This window comes from Kitasatospora sp. NPDC049285, assembly GCF_040678815.1.
Taxonomy (GTDB): domain Bacteria; phylum Actinomycetota; class Actinomycetes; order Streptomycetales; family Streptomycetaceae; genus Kitasatospora.
Genome location: NZ_JBFAQR010000003.1, coordinates 54018 through 74936 on the forward strand (window position 1 = coordinate 54018; position 20919 = coordinate 74936).

The following is a 20919-nucleotide window of genomic DNA, read 5'->3' on the forward strand; positions in this document are numbered from 1 at the left end:
CGCTGTGCTGCGCGGTGGGGGTGTGGTGCTTACATCCGCTCGGGCGCCGAGACGCCCAGCAGGTGGAGGCCGTTGGCCAGCGTCGTTCGCGTGGCGTCGGCCAGCCAGAGGCGGGCGTGCGTGAGGTCGGTGACCTCCTCGTCGCCCTTCGGCAGGATCTGGCAGTTGTCGTAGAACCGGTGGTAGGCGCGGGCCAGCTCCTCCAGGTACGTGGCCACGTGGTGCGGCTCGCGCAGCTCGCCGGCCTTGGCCAGCACCCGCGGGAACTCGCCGAGCTGGCCGAGCAGGTCGTTCTCCCACTCGGTGCTCAGCAGCTCCGGTTTGAAGTCCGCGCTGCGGGTGATGCCCTTCTCCACCGCGTTGCGCTGCACCGCGCTCATCCGGGCGTGCGCGTACTGCACGTAGTAGACCGGGTTCTCCCGGCGGGCGCTGGTCACCAGGTCGATGTCGATGGTGATGGTGGAGTCGGTGGACTGCCGCACCAGCATGTAGCGGGCGGCGTCCACGCCGATCCAGTCGATCACGTCGTCGATCGTGATGATGTTGCCCGCGCGCTTGGAGAGCCGGACCTCCTTGCCGTCGCGCAGCATCTTCACGAACTGACCGATCATCACCTCGATGTTGCGGTCCATGTCGTCGCCCGCGCAGGCCGCGATGGCCTTGAGGCGGTTGACGTAGCCGTGGTGGTCGGCGCCGAGCATGTAGACCGAGACCTCCGCGCCGCGGTCCCGCTTGCTCAGGTAGTAGGCGGCGTCGGCGGCGAAGTAGGTGGTCTCGCCGTCGGCCTTGATCAGGACGCGGTCCTTGTCGTCACCGAAGTCGGTGGTGCGCAGCCAGATCGCGCCGTCCCGGTCGAAGACGTGGCCCTGCTCGCGCAGCCGCTCGATCGCCTTCTCCACCGCGCCGGAGTCGTGCAGCGACTGCTCGGAGAACCAGGTGTCGAAGTGCACGCCGAACTCGGCCATCGACCGCTGGATCTCGGCGACCATCAGCTTCAGGCCCTCGGTGCGGAAGGTCTGCAGCTGCTCGTCCTCGGGCTGCTCCAGGATGCCGGGGACGCCCTCGGTGACGGCCTTGGCGATGTCGACGATGTACTCGCCGACGTAGCCGTCCTCGGGGACGGGCTGTCCGTTGGCGGCGGCCTTCAGCGACTTGGCGAACTTGGTGATCTGCACGCCGGCGTCGTTGAGGTAGTACTCGGTGGACACCTCGGCGCCGGTGGCCTTGAGCACCCGGGCCAGCGAGTCGCCGACGGCGGCCCAGCGGACGCCGCCGATGTGGATCGGGCCGGTCGGGTTCGCCGAGACGAACTCCAGGTTGATCTTCAGGCCCTTGAGCGCCTCGTTGCGGCCGTACGCCTCGCCCGCCTCGACGATGGTGCGCGCCAGCCCGCCCTGGGTGGCGGCGTCCAGCGTGATGTTCAGGAAGCCCGGACCGGCGATGTCGACCTTCGCGATGCCGGTGATCTCTCGCAGACGCCCGGCCAGGATCTCCGCGACGGCGCGCGGCGGCTTGCCGGCCGGCTTCGCGAGCTGGAGGGCCACGTTGGTGGCGTAGTCGCCGTGGTCCCTGTTCTTGGGCCGCTCGACCGTCACGTGCGCGGGCACGTCGACGGTCAGGTCGCCGGCCTCGATGGCGGCGCTGACGGCGGCCTGGACTGCCTGGGAGAGTTCTGCGGGTGTCACGGTGCCCAGCCTAGGCGAGACGGGGTACCCGACCGCCACTCGGTTTGCGGGTCGAGATCCGCGTCGCGCCGGCCACTGTGCTTCGTCTCGTCGAACGTCGCCGCTGGCGGGCACTTCTCACGGGTGCGGCTCCTCCGGCGGAACAAGTTCCTGCGGGTGTTCGCTCAGAGCTGAATCGCGGGGGGTTTGCGAACCGCTCCCGCCTGCGGTGCCGAAGTCGTACGCGAAGCGGCGCTCCGCACGCGGCGAGCGGGTCGATTCGCTCAGCCGCCGCACCAGCTCCACCAGGTCCGCCGGATCGAACGGCTTCGCCAGGTACCCGTCCACGCCCACCGAGGCGCCGCGCTCCAGGTCCGCCGGCGTGCAGGCGCTGACGATCGCGATCGGCAGGTGTGCGGTGTCGCGCGAGGCGCGCAGCCGGGCCGCCGTCCGCAGGCCGTCCAGGCGCGGCATCACCACGTCCAGGGTGATCACGTCCGGCGCGACCCGGCGGACCACCTCCAGGCACTCGGCACCGTCGGCGGCGGTCACCACCTCGAAGCCCTCCAGCTCCAGGTTGACCCTGATCAGTTGGCGGATCACCTCGCTGTCGTCCACCACGAGAACCCGCCCAGACGTCGCCGCCACCTCACCGAGGGTAGCCGCGCCCACCTCACCGCGTCCGCCCTTTCCGCACTTCCCCCACCCCCGACGACCCGTCAGCCCGCCCCACCCGAAACGCGTGCACGGACCACCCCCACGGCCTGGTAATGTTCTCCACGTCGCACCGAGCACCACGCGACCGGCCAACCGGCCCCCGTAGCTCAGGGGATAGAGCACCGCCCTCCGGAGGCGGGTGCGCAGGTTCGAATCCTGCCGGGGGCACTTCGGATAGAAGTGCAGTAGAGGTCCAGATCAGCGGAGTTCATCCGCCGGTCTGGACCTTCGTCGTTGTGGGGCCGGGGCTGGGTGCGCGGGCCGGTCGGCAGGGGTACGCGGCGGCGAGTAGGCTCCCGGCCGATATCAGGGAGGGCGTACGCATGGGGCAGGGGCAGCAGGTGCCGAGCCTGACGGATGAGCGGTTGTGCTGGTTGGCCGTTCGGGATCGGTTGGGGAAGAAAGCGCGCAGGGTCGGGCCGTTCGGCTGGTTGCTGGCGCTGACTGCGGCGTCGGGCGGGCGGCAGGGCGGGACTGCGGCGGGGATTGCCGGGGACATGCGGCGTGAGGGGTCGTCGGGGCGGATGCACGACTACGCGTTCGCGGTCGATGCGGCTTCGGAGCGGCTGTCCGCCGAGGAGCGCGGCCGCCTGCGGGCCACCGGCGAGGTGCCCGAGTGGTTCCTGGCGGATGTGGAACGGCGGGCCGCCGAGAGCCGGAAGCGGCGGTAGGTGGGGCGTCAGCGGGGTGGGTGGCGGCGGTGGGCTCCGCGGAGGATGAGGGCGGGGGTGGTGGGGTCGTAGGCGCCGCAGGCGGTGGTGGACCAGGGGGACCACTGCTGGGGGACGGTGTAGTAGGGGACCAGGGTGGGGCCGGGCTTGGCGGGGAGCAGGGCCGGGAGGACGTCGGGCTGCTGGCCGGCCAGGATCGCGCGGCGGCAGGACGGGCAGGCGGGACGGCGGTCGGCGGCGGCCTCGCGGGCCGTGTGGGTGGGCCGCTGGCGGGCCTTCTTGCCCTTGCGGGTCGGCTGGTGGCCGGCGGGTCCGTGCAGCGGGTTGTAGTAGCAGCGCACCGCGGGCGGCTCGGGCCGCTGCCCGGCGTGCAGCGCGTGCGCGGCGGCGAGCCGTTCGACGGCCTGTTCGGCGAGCACGACCGCGGCGGCCAGGTCGGGCAGGTCGGTCTCGGGCGCGTCGGCCTGGTCGAGCAGCCGGCCGGCCGCCTCGTACGCCTCCAGCGCCCACTGGTAGCTGCGGTGGGCGGCCGACTCGGCGGCGGAGAGCCGGAGTTCGGCGGCGCGGAAGACCGTGCCGGCGGCGGTGACCCGGTCCGCGGCCAGGGTGCGCAGCCGTTCGCGCAGCACCTCCCACTCGCCGATCAGCAGCGCCTGCTGTTCGCGCAGCTCGCGGCGGGTGGGGGGCGGCGCGGTCCGCTGGGGAGCGCGCAGCAGGCCGAGGAACCACCAGCGGCGGAACACCTGTCCGGGTCTCCTGTCCGTGTCCGTACGGGGCTGACGCCCCATTGTGGTCCGGATGCGAAGGAAGGGAAGGCCGGGGCGGGCGCGGAGGGCCGGTTGACGGGCCGTCAGCCGCCGGCGGCCTGCTTGAGCAGGTCCGCCACCGTGTGGTCGAAGTAGGCGCTGTAGGAGGTGTCGTCGGTGTCGCCGCCCTGCTGGTAGCCGCCGATGACGCCGACCACCTTGCCGGTGGCGGTGTCGACGAACGGGCCGCCGCTGGTGCCGCCCGGGAAGGAGGGGCAGTCGATGCGGCGCTGGAAGGTGTCCTGGCGGGCGGTGGCGTTGGTGCAGAGGATGGGCGCCTCGGTGCCGGCGGGGTAGCCGTACAGGCGGGTCTGGGCGGTCCAGGAGGCGTCGGTGCCCAACGGGTTGCCGCCGACCACGTCCTCGATCCGGCGGCCGCCCTGGGGGGCGACCCGGAGGATCGCGAAGTCCTCGTCGGGGTCGCTGCCGGAGCGCCAGCCGTCCGCGGTGTAGATCTTGGTGACCTGCCAACTGCCGTACGGGGTCTGGCCGTCACGATAGCCGGGGGCGAAGGTGACGCCGTCGGCGGTGTCGAGGCAGTGGGCGGCGGTGAGGATCAGGTCGCGGCCGGGGCTGTCGATCACGCTGGCGGTGCAGACGTGGTTGCCGGGGCCCGCGGCGCCGGTGAACAGCGCGCCGACCCGGTTGGCCTCGGGGCCCGCGGCGACGGCGGCGGTGACGCCGAGGGTGACGTCCGGCGGGGCGGTCGGCATGAGTTGGCGGGGCGCGTCGCTCGGGTCGATGGACTGGGCGGCGCGCTGCAGCTGTTCCTCCGCCTCGGACGGCGTGGGGCTGGGCGTCGGGCTCGGCGCCGCGGGGACGACGGTGGCCGCGGCGCTCGGGGCGGAGTCGGCCGACCCGGCGAAGGCACTGTCGTTCGAACGCGCGGTGTTGGCGGAGAGCAGGCCCACCGCCGCTATCGCTCCGGCCACGCCGACGGCGAGCACGGAGGTGACGACGACGGGTCGGAGCGAGCGGCGGCTGCGCGCCCTGCGGTGGCGTCCCAATCCTCGGCCCCGTTCCTGCCCGGTCGGCGGTCAACGCGGTGTCCACGCCGGGGACCGGCGTGGACACTGATACTGAACACTCAAAATATGCGCTGCCGAGCTGGAAATGCCGTGATGGGTGTCTGGGAGACTCGTGAGATTTCCGACGGCGGACAGCAGGTTCTCATGAACGGGCGCCGGAACGGGATCGACACCCTGAGTGCCGCGGCGTCAGGCGAGCACCTGCGCCTCGTCGGACTCGGCGGTCCTGCCCTCGGCCTCGCCCGGCGCCGGGCGGTGGTTGATCATCAGGAACGCGATCACCGCGGCCGCCAGCAGGATGCCCATCGCGACGGTGGTGGCCACCGTGTAGCCGTGCACCGCGCCCACCGCCTGGGTGGCCGGATCGGCGGCGTTGCGGCCGGCCACCGCCAGGTAGGTCGCGGTGGCACTGGCGGCGATGGTGTTGAGCAGCGCGGTGCCGATCGAACCGCCCACCTGCTGGGCGCTGTTGATGATCGCGGAAGCCGCGCCGGTCTCGTTCGGCGGGACGCCGAGGGTGGACAGGCTCATGGTCGGCATGAAGACCAGGCCCATGCCGAAGCCGAGCAGCAGTTCGGCGGGCAGCACCATGGTGCCGTACGGGCTGTCGACCTGGAGCTGGGTCAGCCAGGCCATGCCGCCGGCGCCGAACAGCAGCCCGGGGACGACCAGGTTCCGGGACGGGACGCGGGTCATCAGCCGGGAGGCGATGCCGGTGGCGGCGAGGATGATCGCGGCGGTCATCGGGAGGAAGGAGACGCCGGCCATGACCGGCGAGTACCCCTTGATGCCCTGCAGGTAGTAGGTGAGGAACAGGAACAGGCCGTACATGCCGATCACGGCGAGGCCGACCGAGAGCGCGCCGCCGGCCCGGTTGCGGTCGCTGATCAGGTGCATCGGCAGCAGCGCGTGCGCGGTGCGGCGCTCGACGAGGGCGAAGACCGCCAGCAGGACGACGCCCAGGCTCAGCGAGCCGAGCACCAGCCAGTCGCTCCAACCGCGGGAGACCGCTTCGGAGGTGCCGTAGACGATGGCGAGCAGGCCGCCGCAGCCGAGCACCGCGCCTGGCAGGTCTAGCGGGATGCGGTGCGCGCGGTCGATGTGGTCGCGCTGCAGCAGGTAGTACGCACCGATCGCGGCGGCGATGGCGATCGGGACGTTGACGTACAGGCACCAGCGCCAGGACAGGTACTCGGTGAGCAGGCCGCCGGTGATCAGGCCGATCGCGGCGCCGCAGCCGGCCAGAGCGCCGAAGACGCCGAAGGCGGTGGCGCGTTCGCGCGGGTCCTTGAAGGTGGTGGAGAGCAGCGACAGCGCCGACGGGGCGAGCAGGGCGCCGAACGCGCCCTGCAGGGCGCGGGCGATGAACAGCACCGCGCCGGTGGTGGCGAAGCCGCCGAGGGCGGAGGCGAACGCGAAGCCGAGCAGGCCGATGATGAAGGTCCGCTTGCGGCCGTACAGGTCGCCGATCCGGCCGCCGAGCAGCAGGAGTCCACCGAAGGCCAGCAGGTAGGCGGTGATCACCCACTGGCGGTTGCCGTCGGAGATGCCGAGCGCCTTCTGCGCGGACGGCAGGGCGATGTTCACGATGGTCGCGTCGAGCACGATCATCAGCTGGGCGATGGCGATGACCGCCAGGGCCCACCAGCGGCGCGGATCCGCCGCCTGGGAGTCGGGGGCGTGCTGGGGGGTCACCGTAGGGCCGCCTTCCGCAGATCGGGAGTGGGGCAAGGGAGCGCACGGCGCTTCCTCCACACAACTCCCGGTCAGGGAGAAGGGCAAGGCGGTATGTCCGGTTGTGTCACGATGTGGGACGGTGTCCCGGATGTCCGGCCGCATCGGCCACCCGGGACGGCTCCCGGGCTACAGCGCGCTGAGCTCGGTGACCAGGTCGTCCAGGCCGAGCGAGCCCTGGGAGAGCGCCGCCATGTGCCAGGCCTTCAGGTCGAACTCCTCGCCGCGGGCCTCCGCCGCCGCCCGCGCCGCCGCCCGGCCGCGCAGCCAGGCCCGCTCGCCGAGCTTGTAGCCGATCGCCTGGCCGGGCATGCCCAGGTAGCGGACCAGCTCGCTGTCCAGGAAGTCGACGGACAGGCCGCAGTACTCGCCGAAGAACTCCCGGGCGTTCTGCGGGTCCATCGCCTCGCCGGGACGGAACGGCGAGTCGGCGGGGAAGGACAGTTGGGCGTGCATGCCGATGTCGACGATCACCCGCAGCGCCCGCATCATCTGCGCGTTCAGGTAGCCCAGCCGGTGGCCGGGGTCGGTCAGGTAGCCGAGCTCGTCCATCAGCCGCTCCGCGTACAGCGCCCAGCCCTCCAGGTTGGCGCTGACGCCGCCGAGGGTGACCTGGTAGGTGGAGAGCCGGTCGGCGACGTGGGTCCACTGGGCGAGTTGCAGGTGGTGACCCGGAACGCCCTCGTGGTACCAGGTGGAGACCAGGTCCCACACCGGGAAGGCCTCCCGGCCCAGGGTGGGCAGCCAGGTGCGGCCGGGGCGGGAGAAGTCCAGCGACGGCTGGGTGTAGTACGGGGCGGCCGCGCTGCCGGCCGGGGCGATCCTCGACTCGACCCGCAGCAGCGGCTCGGCCAGGTCGAAGTGGACGCCCTGCAGGTCGGTGATGGCCTGGTCCATCAGGCCCTGCAGGTACTCCTGGACGGCCTGCTCGCCCCGGATCGCGGGACCCTCGGTCTCCAGCCACTTCATCGCGCGCATCGGGGTCTCCCCCGGCCGCACCTTCTCCGCCTCAGTACGCATCTGGGCGTCCAGCTCGTGGAACTGCTCCCAGGCCCAGGCGTACGCCTCGTCCAGGTCGAGCTCGGCGCCGGTCCAGTAGCGCACCCAGCGGGTGTAGCGCTCCCGGCCGACCGCGTCCGGGGTGTCGGCCGCGGCCGGGCCGTAGACGTCGCGCAGCCAGTCGCGCAGTTCGGCGAGGGCGGCGGTGGCCTGCACGGCGGTGGCGGTCAGCGCCTCCCGCAGGTGCTCCGGCGCGGGCCGGACGAACTCGGCGAACCAGCCGCCCTCCCGCTCGCCCGCGATCCACTCGCCGAACTGGCCCACCACGGTGGACACTTGACGGGGGCCCGACAGCAGCCCGCGGCGGATGCCCTCCTCCAGGGTCTCCTGGTACTGCTCCAGCGCCAGCGGCACCCGGGCCAGCCGGCGGCCCAGCCGCAGCCAGTCCTCGTCGGTGTCGGTGGGCAGCAGGGTGAAGACCTCGCGCAGGTTGTGCACCGGCGAGCCGAGGTTGCGCACCGCGCGGAACTCCTCGCCGGCGTCGTGCACCGCCAGCTCGGCGGTCAGGCGTTCGCGCAGCAGTCGGGCGCAGCGGCGCTCGGCCTCGTCGTCGGCGGCGCCCGCCGCCTCCGCGGCGTCCAGCGCGGCGAGGGTGCGGCGGGAGAGGTCGGCGAGGGCGGCGGAGCCGGCCGGCGAGAGGTCGGTCAGCCGGTCGTCCTCCGGGTTGAGCCCGAGGTAGGCCGCGGTCAGCGGGTCCAGTTCGGCGAGGGCGCGGACGTGGTCGTCGGCGATCCGGCGCGGGGTGGGGCCGTCCGTATGAGGAGTGATCAGTTCATGAACCATCCGGCCATCCTGTCGCAGCCGGTGGCGAATTCAACCCCTGTCGGTCCCCTGTGTGGTCAACCTTCGACTCGCCGTCAGCGAACGCACGGTGCGCCACGGGTCCCAGGTCGGCCGTCCCCGGGTGATCGGCTTGAACGCCAGCCCGATCAGCACCGAGCAGAAGTGCCCCAGGTCGGTGAAGGTGTGCGAGACCAGCAGCGGCACCAGGTAGAACCCCACCAGTGCGACCCCGTACACCCACCGCCAGGCCCCGGCGAAGGCGTACGTGAGCACGCCCTCGACCCCGGCCAGCGCGTACGAGACGCCGACGTCGACGGTGCTCGACATGTTCTCCGGCAGCACGTGGTGGTGCACGCCCCAGGCAACCACGCCCTCGCTGACGAAGGTCGCCACCACGTGCGCGGTCAGCGCCACCGTCAGCCAGCGCCAGGTGCCCAGCCAGCGCTCGGCCGGGACGTGGAAGAGGTGGAAGACCACGAAGTAGAACGCGAAGTTCGCCTGCTCCGTCCAGATCAGACTGGCCAGCAGCGCGTGCACCGGATGGGACGTCAACTGGTCGATGTTGGTGGACCGCTTCTCCAGGAAGAAGTCGAGCGTGCCCGGGTCCATCCGGGCCACCACGAAGCTCGTCATCGCCAGCACCGCCAGCCACACGTACGTGCCCGGGGACTTCCGGATCCACTGCCAGACCGCCCGCAACCACCGCACCGGCCGCTCCTCGCCGCCCAACCGCTGACACCTGGTCACATTCTGCGGTCGGCCGACCGCTCCCGCCCGGCAGGCGCCGGCCGGAGACGGCCGTGCTGGGAGGGGTGCGACGGCCCGCCGGACGATTACGCTGGCCCGCATGGCAGCGACCCCGTCCCCGCTCGAGGACCCCACCGCCGCGGAGCGCCCCCGCCGCGCCGCCTACCGCCGACTGCCCGTCCAGCAACGGCGCGAACAACTCATCGCCGTCGCCCTCGAACTCTTCGCCTCCCGCCCGCCCGAGGAGGTCTCCCTCGACGACGTCGCGGAGGCCGCCGGGGCCTCCCGCCCACTCGTCTACCGCTACTTCGCCGGCGGCAAGCAGCAGCTCTACGAGGCCGCCCTGCGCAGCGCCGCCACCGAACTCACCGCCCGGTTCTCCGTCGCCGACGCCACCGGCACCCCCACCGAGCAGCTCGGCGCCGTGCTCCGGCGCTACTTCGCGTTCGTCGCCGAGCACGCGGCGGGCTACGGCGCGCTGCTGCGCGGCGGCTCGGTGGCGGAGACGGCGCGCACCTCGGCGATCGTCGACGAGGTGCGGCGCGCCGCGCTCCGGCGCACCCTGCGCCACCTCGGCGTCCGCGAGGCCGGGCCGCGGCTCACCCTGCTGGTCCGCTCCTGGATCTCGGTGGTCGAGGCCTCCGCGCTCAGCTGGCTCGACGAGGGGCGGCAGATCCCGGTCGACTCGCTCTGCGACTGGCTGGTCGACCAGTTCGTGGTGATGGCCGGCGCGACGGCCGTCCGCGACGCCCAGACCGCGGAGGTCCTGCACGGCTGGCTCGCCCTGGAAACGGCGGACAGCCCGGCGGGAGTCCTGATCGGACGGCTACGCGACATAGGCCTTTAGGGGCCCGGGGAACGGCGGGGGTGCGTGGCGGCGAGGGTCACTGGGCGCTGCAAGGTCTCGGCGCATGGACGTCTCCGAAGACCTACCGCCGGACTGAGACCGCACCGCCACTCGCCTCGCAGTTCCCCGAGCCCCTGAAGACCTATGCCTGGCCCAGCGTCAGCGATTGCCGGCCCAGGCCCTCGACCTCCAGGGTGAGCTTGTCGCCCTCGCGGAGGAAGGGGGTGCCGGGGCGGCCGAGGGTGACGCCGGCGGGGGTGCCGGTGACGATGATGTCGCCCGGGTCGAGCCGCATGAAGTGGCTGAGGTAGCGGACGATCTCGTGCACCGGGAAGATCATGTCGGCGGTGCTGCCGTCCTGGCGGAGTTCGCCGTTGACCCAGAGGCGCAGGGCGAGGGCCTGCGGGTCGGGGACCTCGTCGGCGGTGACCAGCCAGGGACCGAGCGGGGTGAAGGTCTCGGCGGACTTGCTCTTGTCCCACTGGCCGCCGCGGTCGAACTGGAAGGCGCGCTCGGTGACGTCGTTGACGGTCGCGTAGCCGGCGATGGTGGCGGCGGCCTCCTCCGCGGTGGCGAGGTAGCGCCCGGTGCGGCCGATGACGACGGCGAGTTCGACCTCGTAGTCGGTCTTCTCGCTGCCGCGCGGGATGAGCACCTCGTCGTTGGGGCCGGCCAGCGTGTTGACGGGCTTCAGGAAGACCACCGGCTCGGCCGGGATCGCGGCGCCGGCCTCCTCCGCGTGGTCGCGGTAGTTGAGGCCGATGCCGACGATCTTGCCGGGGCGGGCGACCGGCGGGCCGATGCGCTGTCCGGTGAGGTCGACCACGGGGAGGGCGGCGAGGTCCACCGTCGCGGGGTCGAAGGCGGCGAGGAAGTCGCCGTCGAGGTCGGCGGTGAGCGGGGTGAGGTCGTGGGCGGTTCCGTCCGGGGCCAGTACGACCGGTCGTTCGCCGCCCGCGGGGCCGATGCGGAGGAGCTTCACTGCCCATCACCACCTGGTTCGTCTCGTGCGGGCGGGCCGAACCCCGCCCCCGGTCTCCGAGGTATATCAACCGGCGGCGGCGACGGAACAGTGGTGACGGCTCGGCGAATTCCTCCCAAACGGGGCGGAGGGGGTGCGGCCCGAATCAGCGCGCCGCACCCTTGACAGCACGCGGACGGTCAGGTTTCGCGCTGCGGGCGGTAGTCGTCCTCGGAGACCCCGAAGGTCCAGGCGACGCCGGCCCGGGCGGTGCGGGTGCCGGGCGGGACGCGCAGGTAGTAGGTGCGGAAGGTGCCGTCGGGCTCCGCCGTGGAGTTGACCACCTCGACCATCACCACCGGTTCGTCGTCCGGGAGTTGGATCCGCCACAGGATGCCGGTCTCGTCCCGGTGGAGGGGTTCGGCGCCGGAGTCGGCGAGGTAGCGGTCGTAGCCGAAGTGCTCCAGCATGACGCGGCGCAGTTCGGCGTTCTCCTCGGCGCGGATCCGCTCGGCGGTGAGGCCGGTGAGCTGGTCGAGGAAGTCGGCGGGGACGGGCATGCCGCGCCAGGCGTACAGCGCGAAGCCGTCGGCGTACGCGAGGGCGGGGCCGTCGGCGCGGTCGAGCCGGCCGGCCTCGTCGCGGTGCAGGGCAACCGGGCGCTCGCTGAGCAGCACGGTGCGCTCGTACGGCCACCACCAGCCGGTCTGGCGGGCGACCGAGGCGAGGGCGGCGAGTGCCTCGTCGCCGGTGCCGGCGGTGTCGAAGGCGGCCAGCCAGGGGGCGTCGTGCTGGCCGGCCACCGCGTCCAGCAGGGCGAGCCGGATCTCGGCGCGGGCGTCGCCGGCGGTCTTCCGAGCGGCCTTGTTCTCCGGCTTGCGGGACTCCGCCCAGTCGAGCGGTTCGGGCTCGGGGGCGAAGTGGTCGAGCACCGCGGCGCGGACCCGCTCGGCGGGCAGGCTCGCGGTGGCGGCGAGTTCGGCGCCGGTGGCGCCCCAGATCTCGGTCCAGCCTGCCGGGCCGTGCGCGGTGAAGGCGCGGGTGCGGGCCCGCTCCCAGGCCCGGGTGCGGATCTGCTCGCGCACGCCGGCTCCGAACTCACCGCGGTGGGCGAGCAGGTCGGTGACGGCTGCGAGCGGCGACGGGTGCCAGCGGAACTCGACCGGCTCGGCCAGGCCCGCGGCCCGGTAGGCGTCCCGGACGGCCTGTTCGGCGGTGGCCCGGTCGGCCGGCCCGGTGGCGGCCGCGACGCCGCGCCAGTGCGCCACCGACTGCTCGGCCGGACGCCCGGTCAGCTGAGTGCTCATCAGTTCTGCTCCCTCATCGCTTCCGTCTGCTCGGTCCCGCACGATCCGTTCGCCACCGCGGCCGGTTCAGTCCGCCACGATGCGGACCGCGCCGGGCACGTACTCGCGCTGGCGGACCACCCGGAACCAGCCGCTGGGCAGGGCGATCACCGCGTGCTCCTCGTGCACCACCCGGCCGCCCTCCGGCAGGTGCAGCCAGGCGCGGCCGAACGGCCCGGCCTCGCGCACCAGTTCACCCGGGCCGACCACGGCGTGCGCGTGCCCGGTGACCTCGCCGAGGGCCAGCACCAGCCGGCCCCGGGCGTCCCGCGGCTGGCGCGGCAGCGCGGCCACCGTGGCGGGCACGGCGCCCTGCTCGACCGGCACGATCAGTACGTCGCCCTGGCGGTACACGGGACCTCCCGCTCTCCGGTCCGACGGTGTGTCGGACGCCCCGAACGGAAAGCTAGGCCCGGGGTCTGACACCGCGTCCCCCGTTCCCTCGGCTGTCCCCCGGGCCTGGTAGACAGGGTCCGGCCGCACGACGAGCAACGAGGAGCAGCGCATGGCGATCAGCCGGCACATCGAGGAGTTCCACGGCCTTCCGGTCACCGATTTCCGCGCCGCCGCGGACGACGGGAAGCTGCCGCAGCCCGCCGCCACGGCCTGGCGGATCGCGCTGGACTACGACGACGAGATCGGCTTCGCCGAGGTCTGGGAGCGGTTCCTGGAGACCGTCGCGGTGGAGCAGGTCACCGCGGTGGTGATCGGTTCCTGGTTCACGGACGAGCCGGACACCCTGACCGAACCGCTGGCCGCGGTGCTGGCCTCGGCCGACCGGCTGCCCGCGCTGCGGGCGCTGTTCGTCGGCGACATCACCTACGAGCAGTGCGAGATCTCCTGGCTGCAGATGTGCGACGTGACCGCCGTCCTGGAGACCTTCCCCGCGCTGGAGGAGCTGGTCGTGCGCGGCGCGAGCGGCGACTGGGACGGCGCCGGCGGCCTGGCCCTCAAGCCCGTGAAGCACGAGCGGCTGAAGGCGCTGCGCTTCGAGGCGGGCGGCCTGCCGGGCGCGGTGGTCCGCTCGGTCGCGGCCAGCGACTTCCCGGCGCTGGAGAAGCTGGAGCTGTGGCTCGGCGTCGGCAACTACGGCGGCGACTGGACGATGGAGGACCTCGCGCCGTTCCTGTCCGGCGCCAACCTGCCGGCGCTGCGCCACCTCGGCCTGCAGAACGCCGAGCAGCAGGACCGGATCGCCGCGCTGGCCGCGCAGGCGCCGATCGTGCCGCGGCTGACCGGTCTCGCCCTGTCGATGGGCGCACTCACCGACGAGGGCGCCGCGGCGCTGCTGGAGGGCCAGCCGCTCACCCACCTGAAGACCCTGGACCTGCACCACCACTACCTGACCGAGGGCATGCAGCAGCGCCTGCGGGAGGCCCTGCCCGGCGTCGAGCTGGACCTCTCCGACCAGGAGGACCCGAACGACAACTGGCGCTACGTCGCGATCTCCGAGTAGGCGGTCTTGACGGTGCGTCAGCTGGTCGTGCTGGGCTGCCCGGGGCAGCGACGGGTGGAACTGTTCACCGCCGCCGCCCGGGCGGCCGGACTGCCCGCGCCCGCGGTGCTGCCGTGGTCCGAGCTGCTGCGCGGGCGGTACGAGCTGCAGCCCGGCGCGGTGGTCCGGATCGACTCGCCCGGCGAGGACCCCGAGGCCGACCGGCTGCTGCGCGGGCCCGCGCTGGGCGCCGGCTACGCGGCCACCCGGGTCGAGGGCGGCCCCGCCTGGTACGCCGGGCTCACCGCCGCGCTGCGGGAGCTGGCGTCCCGACCGGGGGTGCGGCTGCTCGGCGACCCGGCGGAGATCGCGGTGATGTTCGACAAACGCCGCACCCACGCGCTGCTCGCCGCGGCCGGGGTGCCGGTGCCGCCCGCGCTCGACGGCGAACCGGTGGGCGGCTACCGGGAGTTGCGCGAGCGGCTGGCGGCGGCCGGACTGCACCGGGTGTTCCTGAAGCCGGCGCACGGCTCGTCCGCCTCGGGCGTGGTCGCGCTGGAGTTCGGGCCGCGCGGCCAGGTACAGGCCACCACCTCGGTTGAGCTGACCCCGGCCGGGTTGTTCAACTCGCTGACGGTGCGCCGGTACCGGTCGACGGCGGAGGTCGCCGAGCTGGTCGACCGGCTGGCGCCGGAGGGCCTGCACGTCGAGCGCTGGGTGCCGAAGGCCGGGCAGGGCGGGCGCTCCGCCGACCTGCGGGTGGTGGTGATCGGCGGCCGGGCCACCCACGTGGTGGTGCGGACCAGCCGCCACCCGATGACCAACCTCCACCTCGGCGGGCAGCGCGGCGAGACGGAGCTGGTCCGGGCGGCCGCGGGCGACGCGTGGCCGCGGCTGCTGGCCACCGCGGAGGCCGCCGCCGAGTGCTTCCCCGCCTCGCCGATGGTCGGCGTCGACCTGCTGCCGGTCTCCGGCTGGCGCCGGGCCCTGGTCGGCGAGGTCAACGCCTTCGGCGACCTGCTGCCGAACCTGACAGGCCTGCCCGACGGCCCGGCCGCCGGCCTGGACACCTACGCCGCGCAGCTGCGGTCCCCCGCATACGCCGAGGTGGCGCACCGCCCGGACGCGCACCGCCCGGACGCGCACCGCCAGGGGCGCGGGGAACTGCGCGAAGCGGAAGGGGAGCGCCCGCGAGATCGCGCCGACGAGGGCCAGTTGCACGTGGACGCGACCTGGCGGTAGGTGCATGGCCGCTCGCGCAGTTCCCCGCGCCCCTGACGGGGCACCGACCGTCAGCGCACACTCGCCCGACCTGAGAGACCCCACATGCCCCACCACGACATACCCGACATGAACGCCGTCGTCGGCTCGCACGACCTGCTGCTGGTCACCCTCGACACGCTGCGCCACGACGTCGCCGCGGAACTCCTCGCCGCCGGCCGGTTGCCGAACCTGGCGGCGGTGCTGCCCGGCGGGCGCTGGGAGAAGCGGCACTCACCGGGCAGCTTCACCTACGCCTCGCACCAGGCGATCCTGGCCGGCTTCCTGCCCACCCCGGCCTCCCCGGACGGGCCGCACCCGCGGCTGTTCGCGGCGCGCTTCGCCGGCTCCGAGACCACCGAGCCCCGTACCTGGGTCTTCGACGCCCCGGACCTGCCCACCGCGCTCGGCGCGGCGGGGTACCGCACGGTCTGCATCGGCGGCGTCGGGTTCTTCAACAAGCAGGGCCCGCTCGGCTCGGTGCTGCCGAACCTGTTCCAGGAGAGCCACTGGGCGCCGGAGCTCGGCGTCCCCTCGCCCACCTCCTTCGAGTCCCAGGTCGCCGTCGCGGAGCGGGTGGCCGCCGAGCAGCCGCCGCAGCAGCCGCTCTTCCTGTTCGTCAACGTCTCCGCCCTGCACCAGCCCAACTGGTTCCACCTGCCCGGCGCGACCCGCGAGGACGGCGACACCCGGGAGAGCCACGCCGCCGCGCTGGAGTACGTGGACGCCCATCTGGGCCGTCTGTTCGCCGCCATGACGGCCCGTCGGCCGTGCTTCGCCGTGGTCTGCTCCGACCACGGCACCGCGTACGGCGAGGACGGTTACACCGGTCACCGAATCGGCCACGAGGTGGTCTGGACCGTCCCGTACGCGCACTTCACCCTCCCCGCCGCGCAGGAAGCAGCCGAGTGACCACCGAAGCAGCGATCGCCCCGTACCAGTCGTACGTCTACGCCTACCCGCACAAGACGGCCTACCAGCCGCTCCGGGACCGGCCGTCGCTCGCCGAGCTCTGGCGCGGCGAGCGGCAGCACGCGCTCTCGCTCTACCTGCACGTCCCGTTCTGCGAGGTGCGCTGCGGGTTCTGCAACCTGTTCACCCGGATCGGCAGCCCCGAGGGCCTGACCACCGCCTACCTGGACGCGCTGGATCGGCAGGCCGGCCAGGTCCGGGAGGCGCTGGACGCGGATGCCCGGTTCGCCCTCGCCGCGTTCGGCGGCGGGACCCCCACCTATCTGACGGCGGGTGAGCTGGAGCGCCTGTGCGACATCGCGGAGCAGCGGATGGGCGCCGACCTGCGGGCCGTCCCGCTCTCCGTCGAGGCCTCGCCCGACACCGCGACCGCCGACCGGCTGCGGGTGCTCGCCGAGCGCGGCACCACCCGGCTCAGCCTCGGCGTGCAGTCCTTCCTGGACGACGAGGCGCGGGCGGCGGTGCGGCCGCAGAAGCGGGCCGCGGTGGAGGCCGCGCTCGGCCGGGTCCGGGACGCGGGCATCCCGGTGCTCAACATCGACCTGATCTACGGCATCGACGGCCAGACCGAGGCCAGTTGGCTGCAGTCGCTGGACGCCGCGCTGGCCTGGCGGCCCGAGGAGCTCTACCTCTACCCGCTGTACGTCCGCCCGCTGACCGGCCTCGGCCGGCACGCCGACGGGCCGTCGGCCGACTGGGACGAGCAGCGGCTGCGGCTCTACCGGGCCGGTCGCGACCATCTGCTCGCCGAGGGCTACGAGCAGGTGTCGATGCGGATGTTCCGCCGCGTCGGCGCGGCCACCGCGAGCGCCGGGGAGTACGCCTGCCAGACCGACGGCATGGTCGGCCTGGGCTGCGGGGCGCGCTCCTACACCTCGCGGCTGCACTACTCCTTCGACTACGCGGTGGACGCCCGCGAGGTGCGCCGGATCATCGACGGCTACGTGGCCGCCGAGGACTTCTCGCGCGCCGAGTACGGCTGGTGGATGACGCCCGAGGAGTCCCGCCGCCGGCACTTGGTGCAGTCGCTGCTGCAGGGCGAGGGTGTCGATCTGACGACCTATCGACAGCGCTTCGGCGCCGCCCCGGCGGAGGACTTCCCGGCCGAGCTGGCGGAGTTCGCGGCGCGCGGCTGGCTGGCCGACGGCGGCGGGGAGCGGCTGGTGCTGAGCGCGGAGGGGCTGGCGTACTCGGACGCGGTCGGCCCGCGGCTGTTCTCGGCCGAGGTGCGCGAGCGGATGGCGGGGTACCAGGCGAAGTGAGCGCGCTGACCGTCCTGTACCGCGGGCCGCTCTCCTCCTGCGACTACGACTGCCCGTACTGCCCGTTCGCCAAGCGGCGGGACTCCCCCGAGCTGCTGCGCGCCGACCGGGCGGCGCTGGAGCGGTTCACCGCCTGGGCCGCGGAGTACCGGCACGGGCCGCTGTCGGTGCTGTTCACGCCCTGGGGCGAGGGGCTGGTGCGCTCCTGGTACCGCAGGGCGATGGTCGAGCTGAGCCGGCTGCCGCACCTGGCGCGGGTCGCCGTGCAGACCAACGCCAGCTGCCGCACCGACTGGCTGGCCGAGGCCGACCTGGCCAAGCTCGCGCTCTGGGTCACCTACCACCCGGGCCAGGTGACCGAGCCGCGCTTCCTCGCCAAGTGCGCCGAACTCACCGCCCTGGGCGTCCGGTTCAGCGTCGGCGTGGTCGGGCAGCCGGAGCACCTGGCGGCCGCCCGCCGGCTGCGTGCCGCGCTGCCCGCGAGCACCTACCTGTGGGTGAACGCCGCCGAGGGCCGGACCTACACCGACGCCGAGGCCGCCGACTGGAGCGCCCTCGACCCGCTGTTCTCCTACAGCCGCCACCCGCACCCGTCGGCCGGCCTCCCGTGCCGCACCGGCGACACCGTGGTCTCCGTCGACGGCGAGGGCACCGTCCGCCGCTGCCACTTCGTCCGGCCCCCGCTCGGCAACCTCTACGACGACTCCTACCGCCGCCAACTCCAGCCCCGCCCCTGCCCGTTGGGCACCTGCGACTGCCACATCGGCTACGTCCACCTGGAGACCCTGCCGCTCTACGACGTCTTCGCCGGCGGCGTGCTGGAGCGCATCCCGCACGGCTGGTGAGGGAAGCGCTCCAGGACGGCGGGCGGGGTCAGCCGGTCTTGGGCAGGCCGGGCGGGTTGATCTCGGAGGTCTGCACCGCCTCGTTGTCCAGGCCCCAGCGCTTCAGCACCTGGGCGTAGGAGCCGTTCTTGATGATCTCGTTGATCGCCGCGTTGAGCGGCTGGACCAGGCCGCTGTCCTTCTTCGTGGTGGCGGCGATCTTGCCCAGCACCTGGTCGCCGGCGCCCGAGTAGGTGCCGATCACCTCGGTCTCGCCGGTCTGGGCGGCGTGGAAGGCGCTGGACGGGTTGGGGCCGAGCCAGGCGTCGATCCGGCCGGAGCCGAGGGCGAGGTAGTAGTCGGAGGCGTTCTGGTAGTACTTCACGTCGACCGGCTTGAGCCCGGCCTTGACGTTCTGGTCGTTCCAGGCGAGCAGCAGCTTCTCCTGGTTGGTGCCGGAGGAGACGCCGATGGTGTGTCCGGCGACGTCCTTCGGGCCCTTGACCGTCCAGCCGCTGCCCTTCTTCGCCTCGAAGCCGAGGATGTCGAGCCGGTAGGTGGCGAAGTCGTACTTCTCCTTGCGCGCCTCGGTGACGGTGATGTTGGTGATGCCGACGTCGTACTTGCTGCTGTCCAGGCCGACGAAGACGTTCTCCCAGGAGACCGGGTTGAGTTCGACCTTGAGGCCGAGCACGTTGCCGATCAGGTAGGCGAGGTCGGGTTCGGCGCCGATGATGGTCCGGTCGTCGGTGGCGTGGAAGTCCAGCGGGGGGACGGTGCCGAGCGAGTCGACGACCTGGAGGGTGCCTCGCTTTCTCACCTCGTCCGGCACGAGTGCCGCGATCGCGTCCACTTTCGGCGTGGTGACGCGGTTCTGATCGGGTGTCAGGTTGACCTGCACGCCGTTGGGGGCGGTGCTCGCCTTGGCGCCGGCCGAGCCGTCGGCGCTGCCCCCGGTGGAGCCGCAGGCGGTGAGCAGGAGGGCGGCGGCGAGCGTGAGCGCGGCCGGGGCGAGGGCGGGGCGGGCGAGCGCGGGGCGGGCGAGCGCGGGCATGGTGGAACTCCTTTGTGGGATAAGGGGTTTCAGAGGACCTTGGCGAGGAAGGCGCGGGTCCGGGCCTGGTCCGGGGCGTCCAGCACCTTGGCCGGCGGGCCCTGTTCGACGACCACCCCGCCGTCCATGAAGACGACGGTGTCGGCGACCTCGCGGGCGAAGCCGATCTCGTGGGTGACCACGATCATCGTGGTGCCGGCCCGGGCCAGGTCCCTGATCACGTCGAGCACCTCGCCGACCAGCTCGGGGTCGAGCGCGGACGTCGGCTCGTCGAAGAGCAGCACCTTGGGCTCCAGGGCGAGCGCCCGGGCGATGGCGACCCGCTGCTGCTGGCCGCCGGAGAGCCGGCGCGGGTACTCCTCGGCCTTGTCGGCGAGGCCGACCCGGGCGAGCAGCTCCAGGGCCCGCTCGCGGGCCTGCGCCTTGGGCACGCCGAGGGCGCTGACCGGGGCCTCGACCAGGTTCTCCAGCACCGTCAGGTGCGGGAAGAGGTTGAAGTTCTGGAACACGAAGCCGAGCCTGGTGCGCTGCCTGAGCACCTCGTGTTCGCGCAGTTCGTGCAGCTTGTCGCCGACGCGCCGGTAGCCGATCAGTTCCCCGTCGACCGCCACGTAGCCGCGGTCGAGCTTCTCCAGGTGGTTGATCGCGCGCAGCAGGGTGGACTTGCCGGATCCGGACGGGCCGAGGATCACCGTGACGGTGCCCGGCTCGACGCTGAGGTCCACGCCGCGCAGCACCTCCAGCCGGCCGAAGCTCTTGTGGACGCCGCGGACCTCCACCATCGCCGTGCCGCTCATGCTCGCTTCTCCCGGATCTCGTCGGCGGCGGCGCGCAGCCGCTGCCAGGGGGTGGGTGGCGGGTTGCGCTCGCTGCCGCGGGCGAAGTACCGCTCGACGTAGTACTGCGCGACGGACAGCACGGTGGTCAGCAGCACGTACCAGGCGGTGGCGACCAGCAGCAGCGGCACCACCCGTCCGGTGCGGCCGTAGATCACCTGGACCTGGTAGAAGAGCTCGCCGATCGCCATCACGTAGACGATGGAGGTGCCCTTGAACAGCGAGATCACCTCGTTGGCGGCGTTCGGCAGGATGCCGCGCATGGCCTGCGGCAGCACGATCCGCCAGGCCTGCCGCAGGCGCGGGATGCCGAGCGCGGCGGCCGCTTCGAGCTGGCCGGCGTCGACCGCCAGCACCCCGCCGCGGATGATCTCGGCGGCGTACGCGGCCTGGTGCAGCGCCAGGCCGAGGACGGCGGCGCCGAGCGCGCCGAGCAGGTCCATGGTGGCGAACGAGGCGAAGGTCGGCCCGAACGGGATGCCGACGCCGATCCGCTTGTAGAGGTAGGCCAGGTTGAACCAGAACACCAGCTGGACGATGAGCGGGATCGAGCGGAACGCCCACACGTACGTCCAGGCGAGGGTGCGCAGGATCGGGCTGCCGGAGAGCCGCAGCGCGGCCACCACCGCGCCCAGGGCGAAGCCCAGCACCGTTCCGTAGGCGGTGAGTTGGAGCGTCAGGCCGACGGCGCGCAGGATGCTGTCGGAGAACACGAAGGCGCGGAAGGTGGGCCAGTCCCAGCCCGGGTTGACGGCCAGGCCGTGCAGGAACTGGGCGATCAGCACCAGGGCTGCGACGCCGGCCGCCCAGCGCCACGGGTGGCGGGCCGGGACGACGCGCAGCCCGGCCGGGTCGTCGCCGGGTGGTCGGAGCGCCGGCCGAGCCTCAGGGGTCGTGGTGGTCATCGGGGCTC

20 protein-coding genes and 1 tRNA gene are annotated in these 20919 nt (G+C 73.1%); 8 read left to right on the forward strand and 13 right to left on the reverse strand.

Translation table 11 applies throughout. From position 1 onward, the window contains the following. Window positions 1-29: 29 nt before the first annotated feature. Both argS and AB0K51_RS03255 read right to left on the reverse strand, forming a co-directional pair. A complete protein-coding gene (gene argS / locus AB0K51_RS03250) occupies window positions 30-1685 on the reverse strand; it encodes an arginine--tRNA ligase (protein ID WP_363449934.1) in 1656 nt (551 codons plus the stop codon). 117 nt (window positions 1686-1802) lie between these two features. Then, window positions 1803-2312 carry a response regulator gene (locus tag AB0K51_RS03255; RefSeq protein ID WP_363449936.1) on the reverse strand — a complete coding sequence of 170 codons (510 nt, stop codon included), beginning with the start codon at window positions 2310-2312 and terminating at the stop codon, window positions 1803-1805. Window positions 2313-2477: 165 nt separating this feature from the next. Here AB0K51_RS03255 and AB0K51_RS03260 point away from each other — a divergent pair. Both AB0K51_RS03260 and AB0K51_RS03265 read left to right on the forward strand, forming a co-directional pair. Further along, window positions 2478-2549, forward strand: a tRNA-Arg gene (locus AB0K51_RS03260). 155 nt (window positions 2550-2704) lie between these two features. Next, window positions 2705-3052 (forward strand): hypothetical protein, encoded by a 348-nt coding sequence (locus AB0K51_RS03265; protein WP_363449938.1) that lies wholly within the window; start codon window positions 2705-2707, stop codon window positions 3050-3052. An 8-nt stretch (window positions 3053-3060) separates the two neighbouring features. Here AB0K51_RS03265 and AB0K51_RS03270 read toward each other — a convergent pair whose 3' ends face one another. The 5 genes from AB0K51_RS03270 to AB0K51_RS03290 all read right to left on the reverse strand — a co-directional run bounded on the left by AB0K51_RS03270 (window position 3061) and on the right by AB0K51_RS03290 (window position 9170). Beyond that, window positions 3061-3795, reverse strand: coding sequence for a hypothetical protein (locus AB0K51_RS03270; RefSeq protein ID WP_363449940.1), 735 nt, complete (start codon window positions 3793-3795; stop codon window positions 3061-3063). A 107-nt stretch (window positions 3796-3902) separates the two neighbouring features. Continuing rightward, on the reverse strand, window positions 3903-4865 hold the full coding sequence (locus tag AB0K51_RS03275; RefSeq protein ID WP_363449942.1) for a serine protease: 963 nt from the start codon (window positions 4863-4865) through the stop codon (window positions 3903-3905). Window positions 4866-5075: 210 nt separating this feature from the next. After that, window positions 5076-6581, reverse strand: coding sequence for an MFS transporter (locus tag AB0K51_RS03280; RefSeq protein WP_363449944.1), 1506 nt, complete (start codon window positions 6579-6581; stop codon window positions 5076-5078). Window positions 6582-6749: 168 nt separating this feature from the next. After that, window positions 6750-8462 carry a DUF885 domain-containing protein gene (locus AB0K51_RS03285; RefSeq protein ID WP_363449946.1) on the reverse strand — a complete coding sequence of 571 codons (1713 nt, stop codon included), beginning with the start codon at window positions 8460-8462 and terminating at the stop codon, window positions 6750-6752. A gap of 30 nt (window positions 8463-8492) precedes the next feature. Then, window positions 8493-9170, reverse strand: coding sequence for a rhomboid-like protein (locus AB0K51_RS03290; protein ID WP_363449948.1), 678 nt, complete (start codon window positions 9168-9170; stop codon window positions 8493-8495). A 139-nt stretch (window positions 9171-9309) separates the two neighbouring features. On the opposite strand from AB0K51_RS03290, the gene AB0K51_RS03295 reads away from it, so the two are divergent. Then, on the forward strand, window positions 9310-10056 hold the full coding sequence (locus AB0K51_RS03295) for a helix-turn-helix domain-containing protein (protein WP_363449950.1): 747 nt from the start codon (window positions 9310-9312) through the stop codon (window positions 10054-10056). Window positions 10057-10198: 142 nt separating this feature from the next. Here the strand turns inward: AB0K51_RS03295 and AB0K51_RS03300 are convergent, their stop codons facing one another. The 3 genes from AB0K51_RS03300 to AB0K51_RS03310 all read right to left on the reverse strand — a co-directional run bounded on the left by AB0K51_RS03300 (window position 10199) and on the right by AB0K51_RS03310 (window position 12717). Next, entirely contained in the window at window positions 10199-11038 is an 840-nt protein-coding gene (locus AB0K51_RS03300; RefSeq protein ID WP_363449952.1) for a fumarylacetoacetate hydrolase family protein, read from the reverse strand. Between the two features lie 179 nt (window positions 11039-11217). Continuing rightward, on the reverse strand, window positions 11218-12324 hold the full coding sequence (locus tag AB0K51_RS03305; protein ID WP_363449954.1) for a DUF6745 domain-containing protein: 1107 nt from the start codon (window positions 12322-12324) through the stop codon (window positions 11218-11220). 66 nt (window positions 12325-12390) lie between these two features. After that, window positions 12391-12717 carry a hypothetical protein gene (locus AB0K51_RS03310; RefSeq protein ID WP_363449956.1) on the reverse strand — a complete coding sequence of 109 codons (327 nt, stop codon included), beginning with the start codon at window positions 12715-12717 and terminating at the stop codon, window positions 12391-12393. Between the two features lie 151 nt (window positions 12718-12868). On the opposite strand from AB0K51_RS03310, the gene AB0K51_RS03315 reads away from it, so the two are divergent. The 5 genes from AB0K51_RS03315 to AB0K51_RS03335 all read left to right on the forward strand — a co-directional run bounded on the left by AB0K51_RS03315 (window position 12869) and on the right by AB0K51_RS03335 (window position 18137). Next, window positions 12869-13819, forward strand: coding sequence for an STM4015 family protein (locus AB0K51_RS03315; RefSeq protein ID WP_363449958.1), 951 nt, complete (start codon window positions 12869-12871; stop codon window positions 13817-13819). A 6-nt stretch (window positions 13820-13825) separates the two neighbouring features. Next, window positions 13826-15040 carry an STM4014 family protein gene (locus AB0K51_RS03320; RefSeq protein WP_363449960.1) on the forward strand — a complete coding sequence of 405 codons (1215 nt, stop codon included), beginning with the start codon at window positions 13826-13828 and terminating at the stop codon, window positions 15038-15040. A gap of 108 nt (window positions 15041-15148) precedes the next feature. Then, window positions 15149-15970: an STM4013/SEN3800 family hydrolase gene (locus AB0K51_RS03325; protein WP_363450263.1), complete on the forward strand. Its 822-nt coding sequence runs from the start codon at window positions 15149-15151 to the stop codon at window positions 15968-15970. Continuing rightward, a complete protein-coding gene (locus tag AB0K51_RS03330; protein ID WP_363449962.1) occupies window positions 15967-17292 on the forward strand; it encodes an STM4012 family radical SAM protein in 1326 nt (441 codons plus the stop codon). The genes AB0K51_RS03325 and AB0K51_RS03330 overlap by 4 nt, the downstream gene beginning before the upstream one ends. Continuing rightward, entirely contained in the window at window positions 17289-18137 is an 849-nt protein-coding gene (locus AB0K51_RS03335) for an STM4011 family radical SAM protein (protein ID WP_363449964.1), read from the forward strand. The genes AB0K51_RS03330 and AB0K51_RS03335 overlap by 4 nt, the downstream gene beginning before the upstream one ends. Window positions 18138-18165: 28 nt before the next feature. On the opposite strand, the gene AB0K51_RS03340 is transcribed toward AB0K51_RS03335, so the two are convergent. The 3 genes from AB0K51_RS03340 to AB0K51_RS03350 are packed head-to-tail and all read right to left on the reverse strand — an operon-like array spanning window position 18166 to window position 20911. Next, window positions 18166-19170 carry an ABC transporter substrate-binding protein gene (locus tag AB0K51_RS03340; RefSeq protein ID WP_363449966.1) on the reverse strand — a complete coding sequence of 335 codons (1005 nt, stop codon included), beginning with the start codon at window positions 19168-19170 and terminating at the stop codon, window positions 18166-18168. A gap of 29 nt (window positions 19171-19199) precedes the next feature. Next, the gene (locus AB0K51_RS03345; protein WP_363449968.1) at window positions 19200-19967 is read right to left on the reverse strand and encodes an amino acid ABC transporter ATP-binding protein; all 768 of its coding nucleotides are present in this window, start codon (window positions 19965-19967) and stop codon (window positions 19200-19202) included. After that, window positions 19964-20911, reverse strand: coding sequence for an amino acid ABC transporter permease (locus AB0K51_RS03350; RefSeq protein ID WP_363449970.1), 948 nt, complete (start codon window positions 20909-20911; stop codon window positions 19964-19966). Before AB0K51_RS03350 ends, AB0K51_RS03345 begins: the two co-directional genes overlap by 4 nt. Between the last annotated feature and the right edge of the window lie 8 nt (window positions 20912-20919).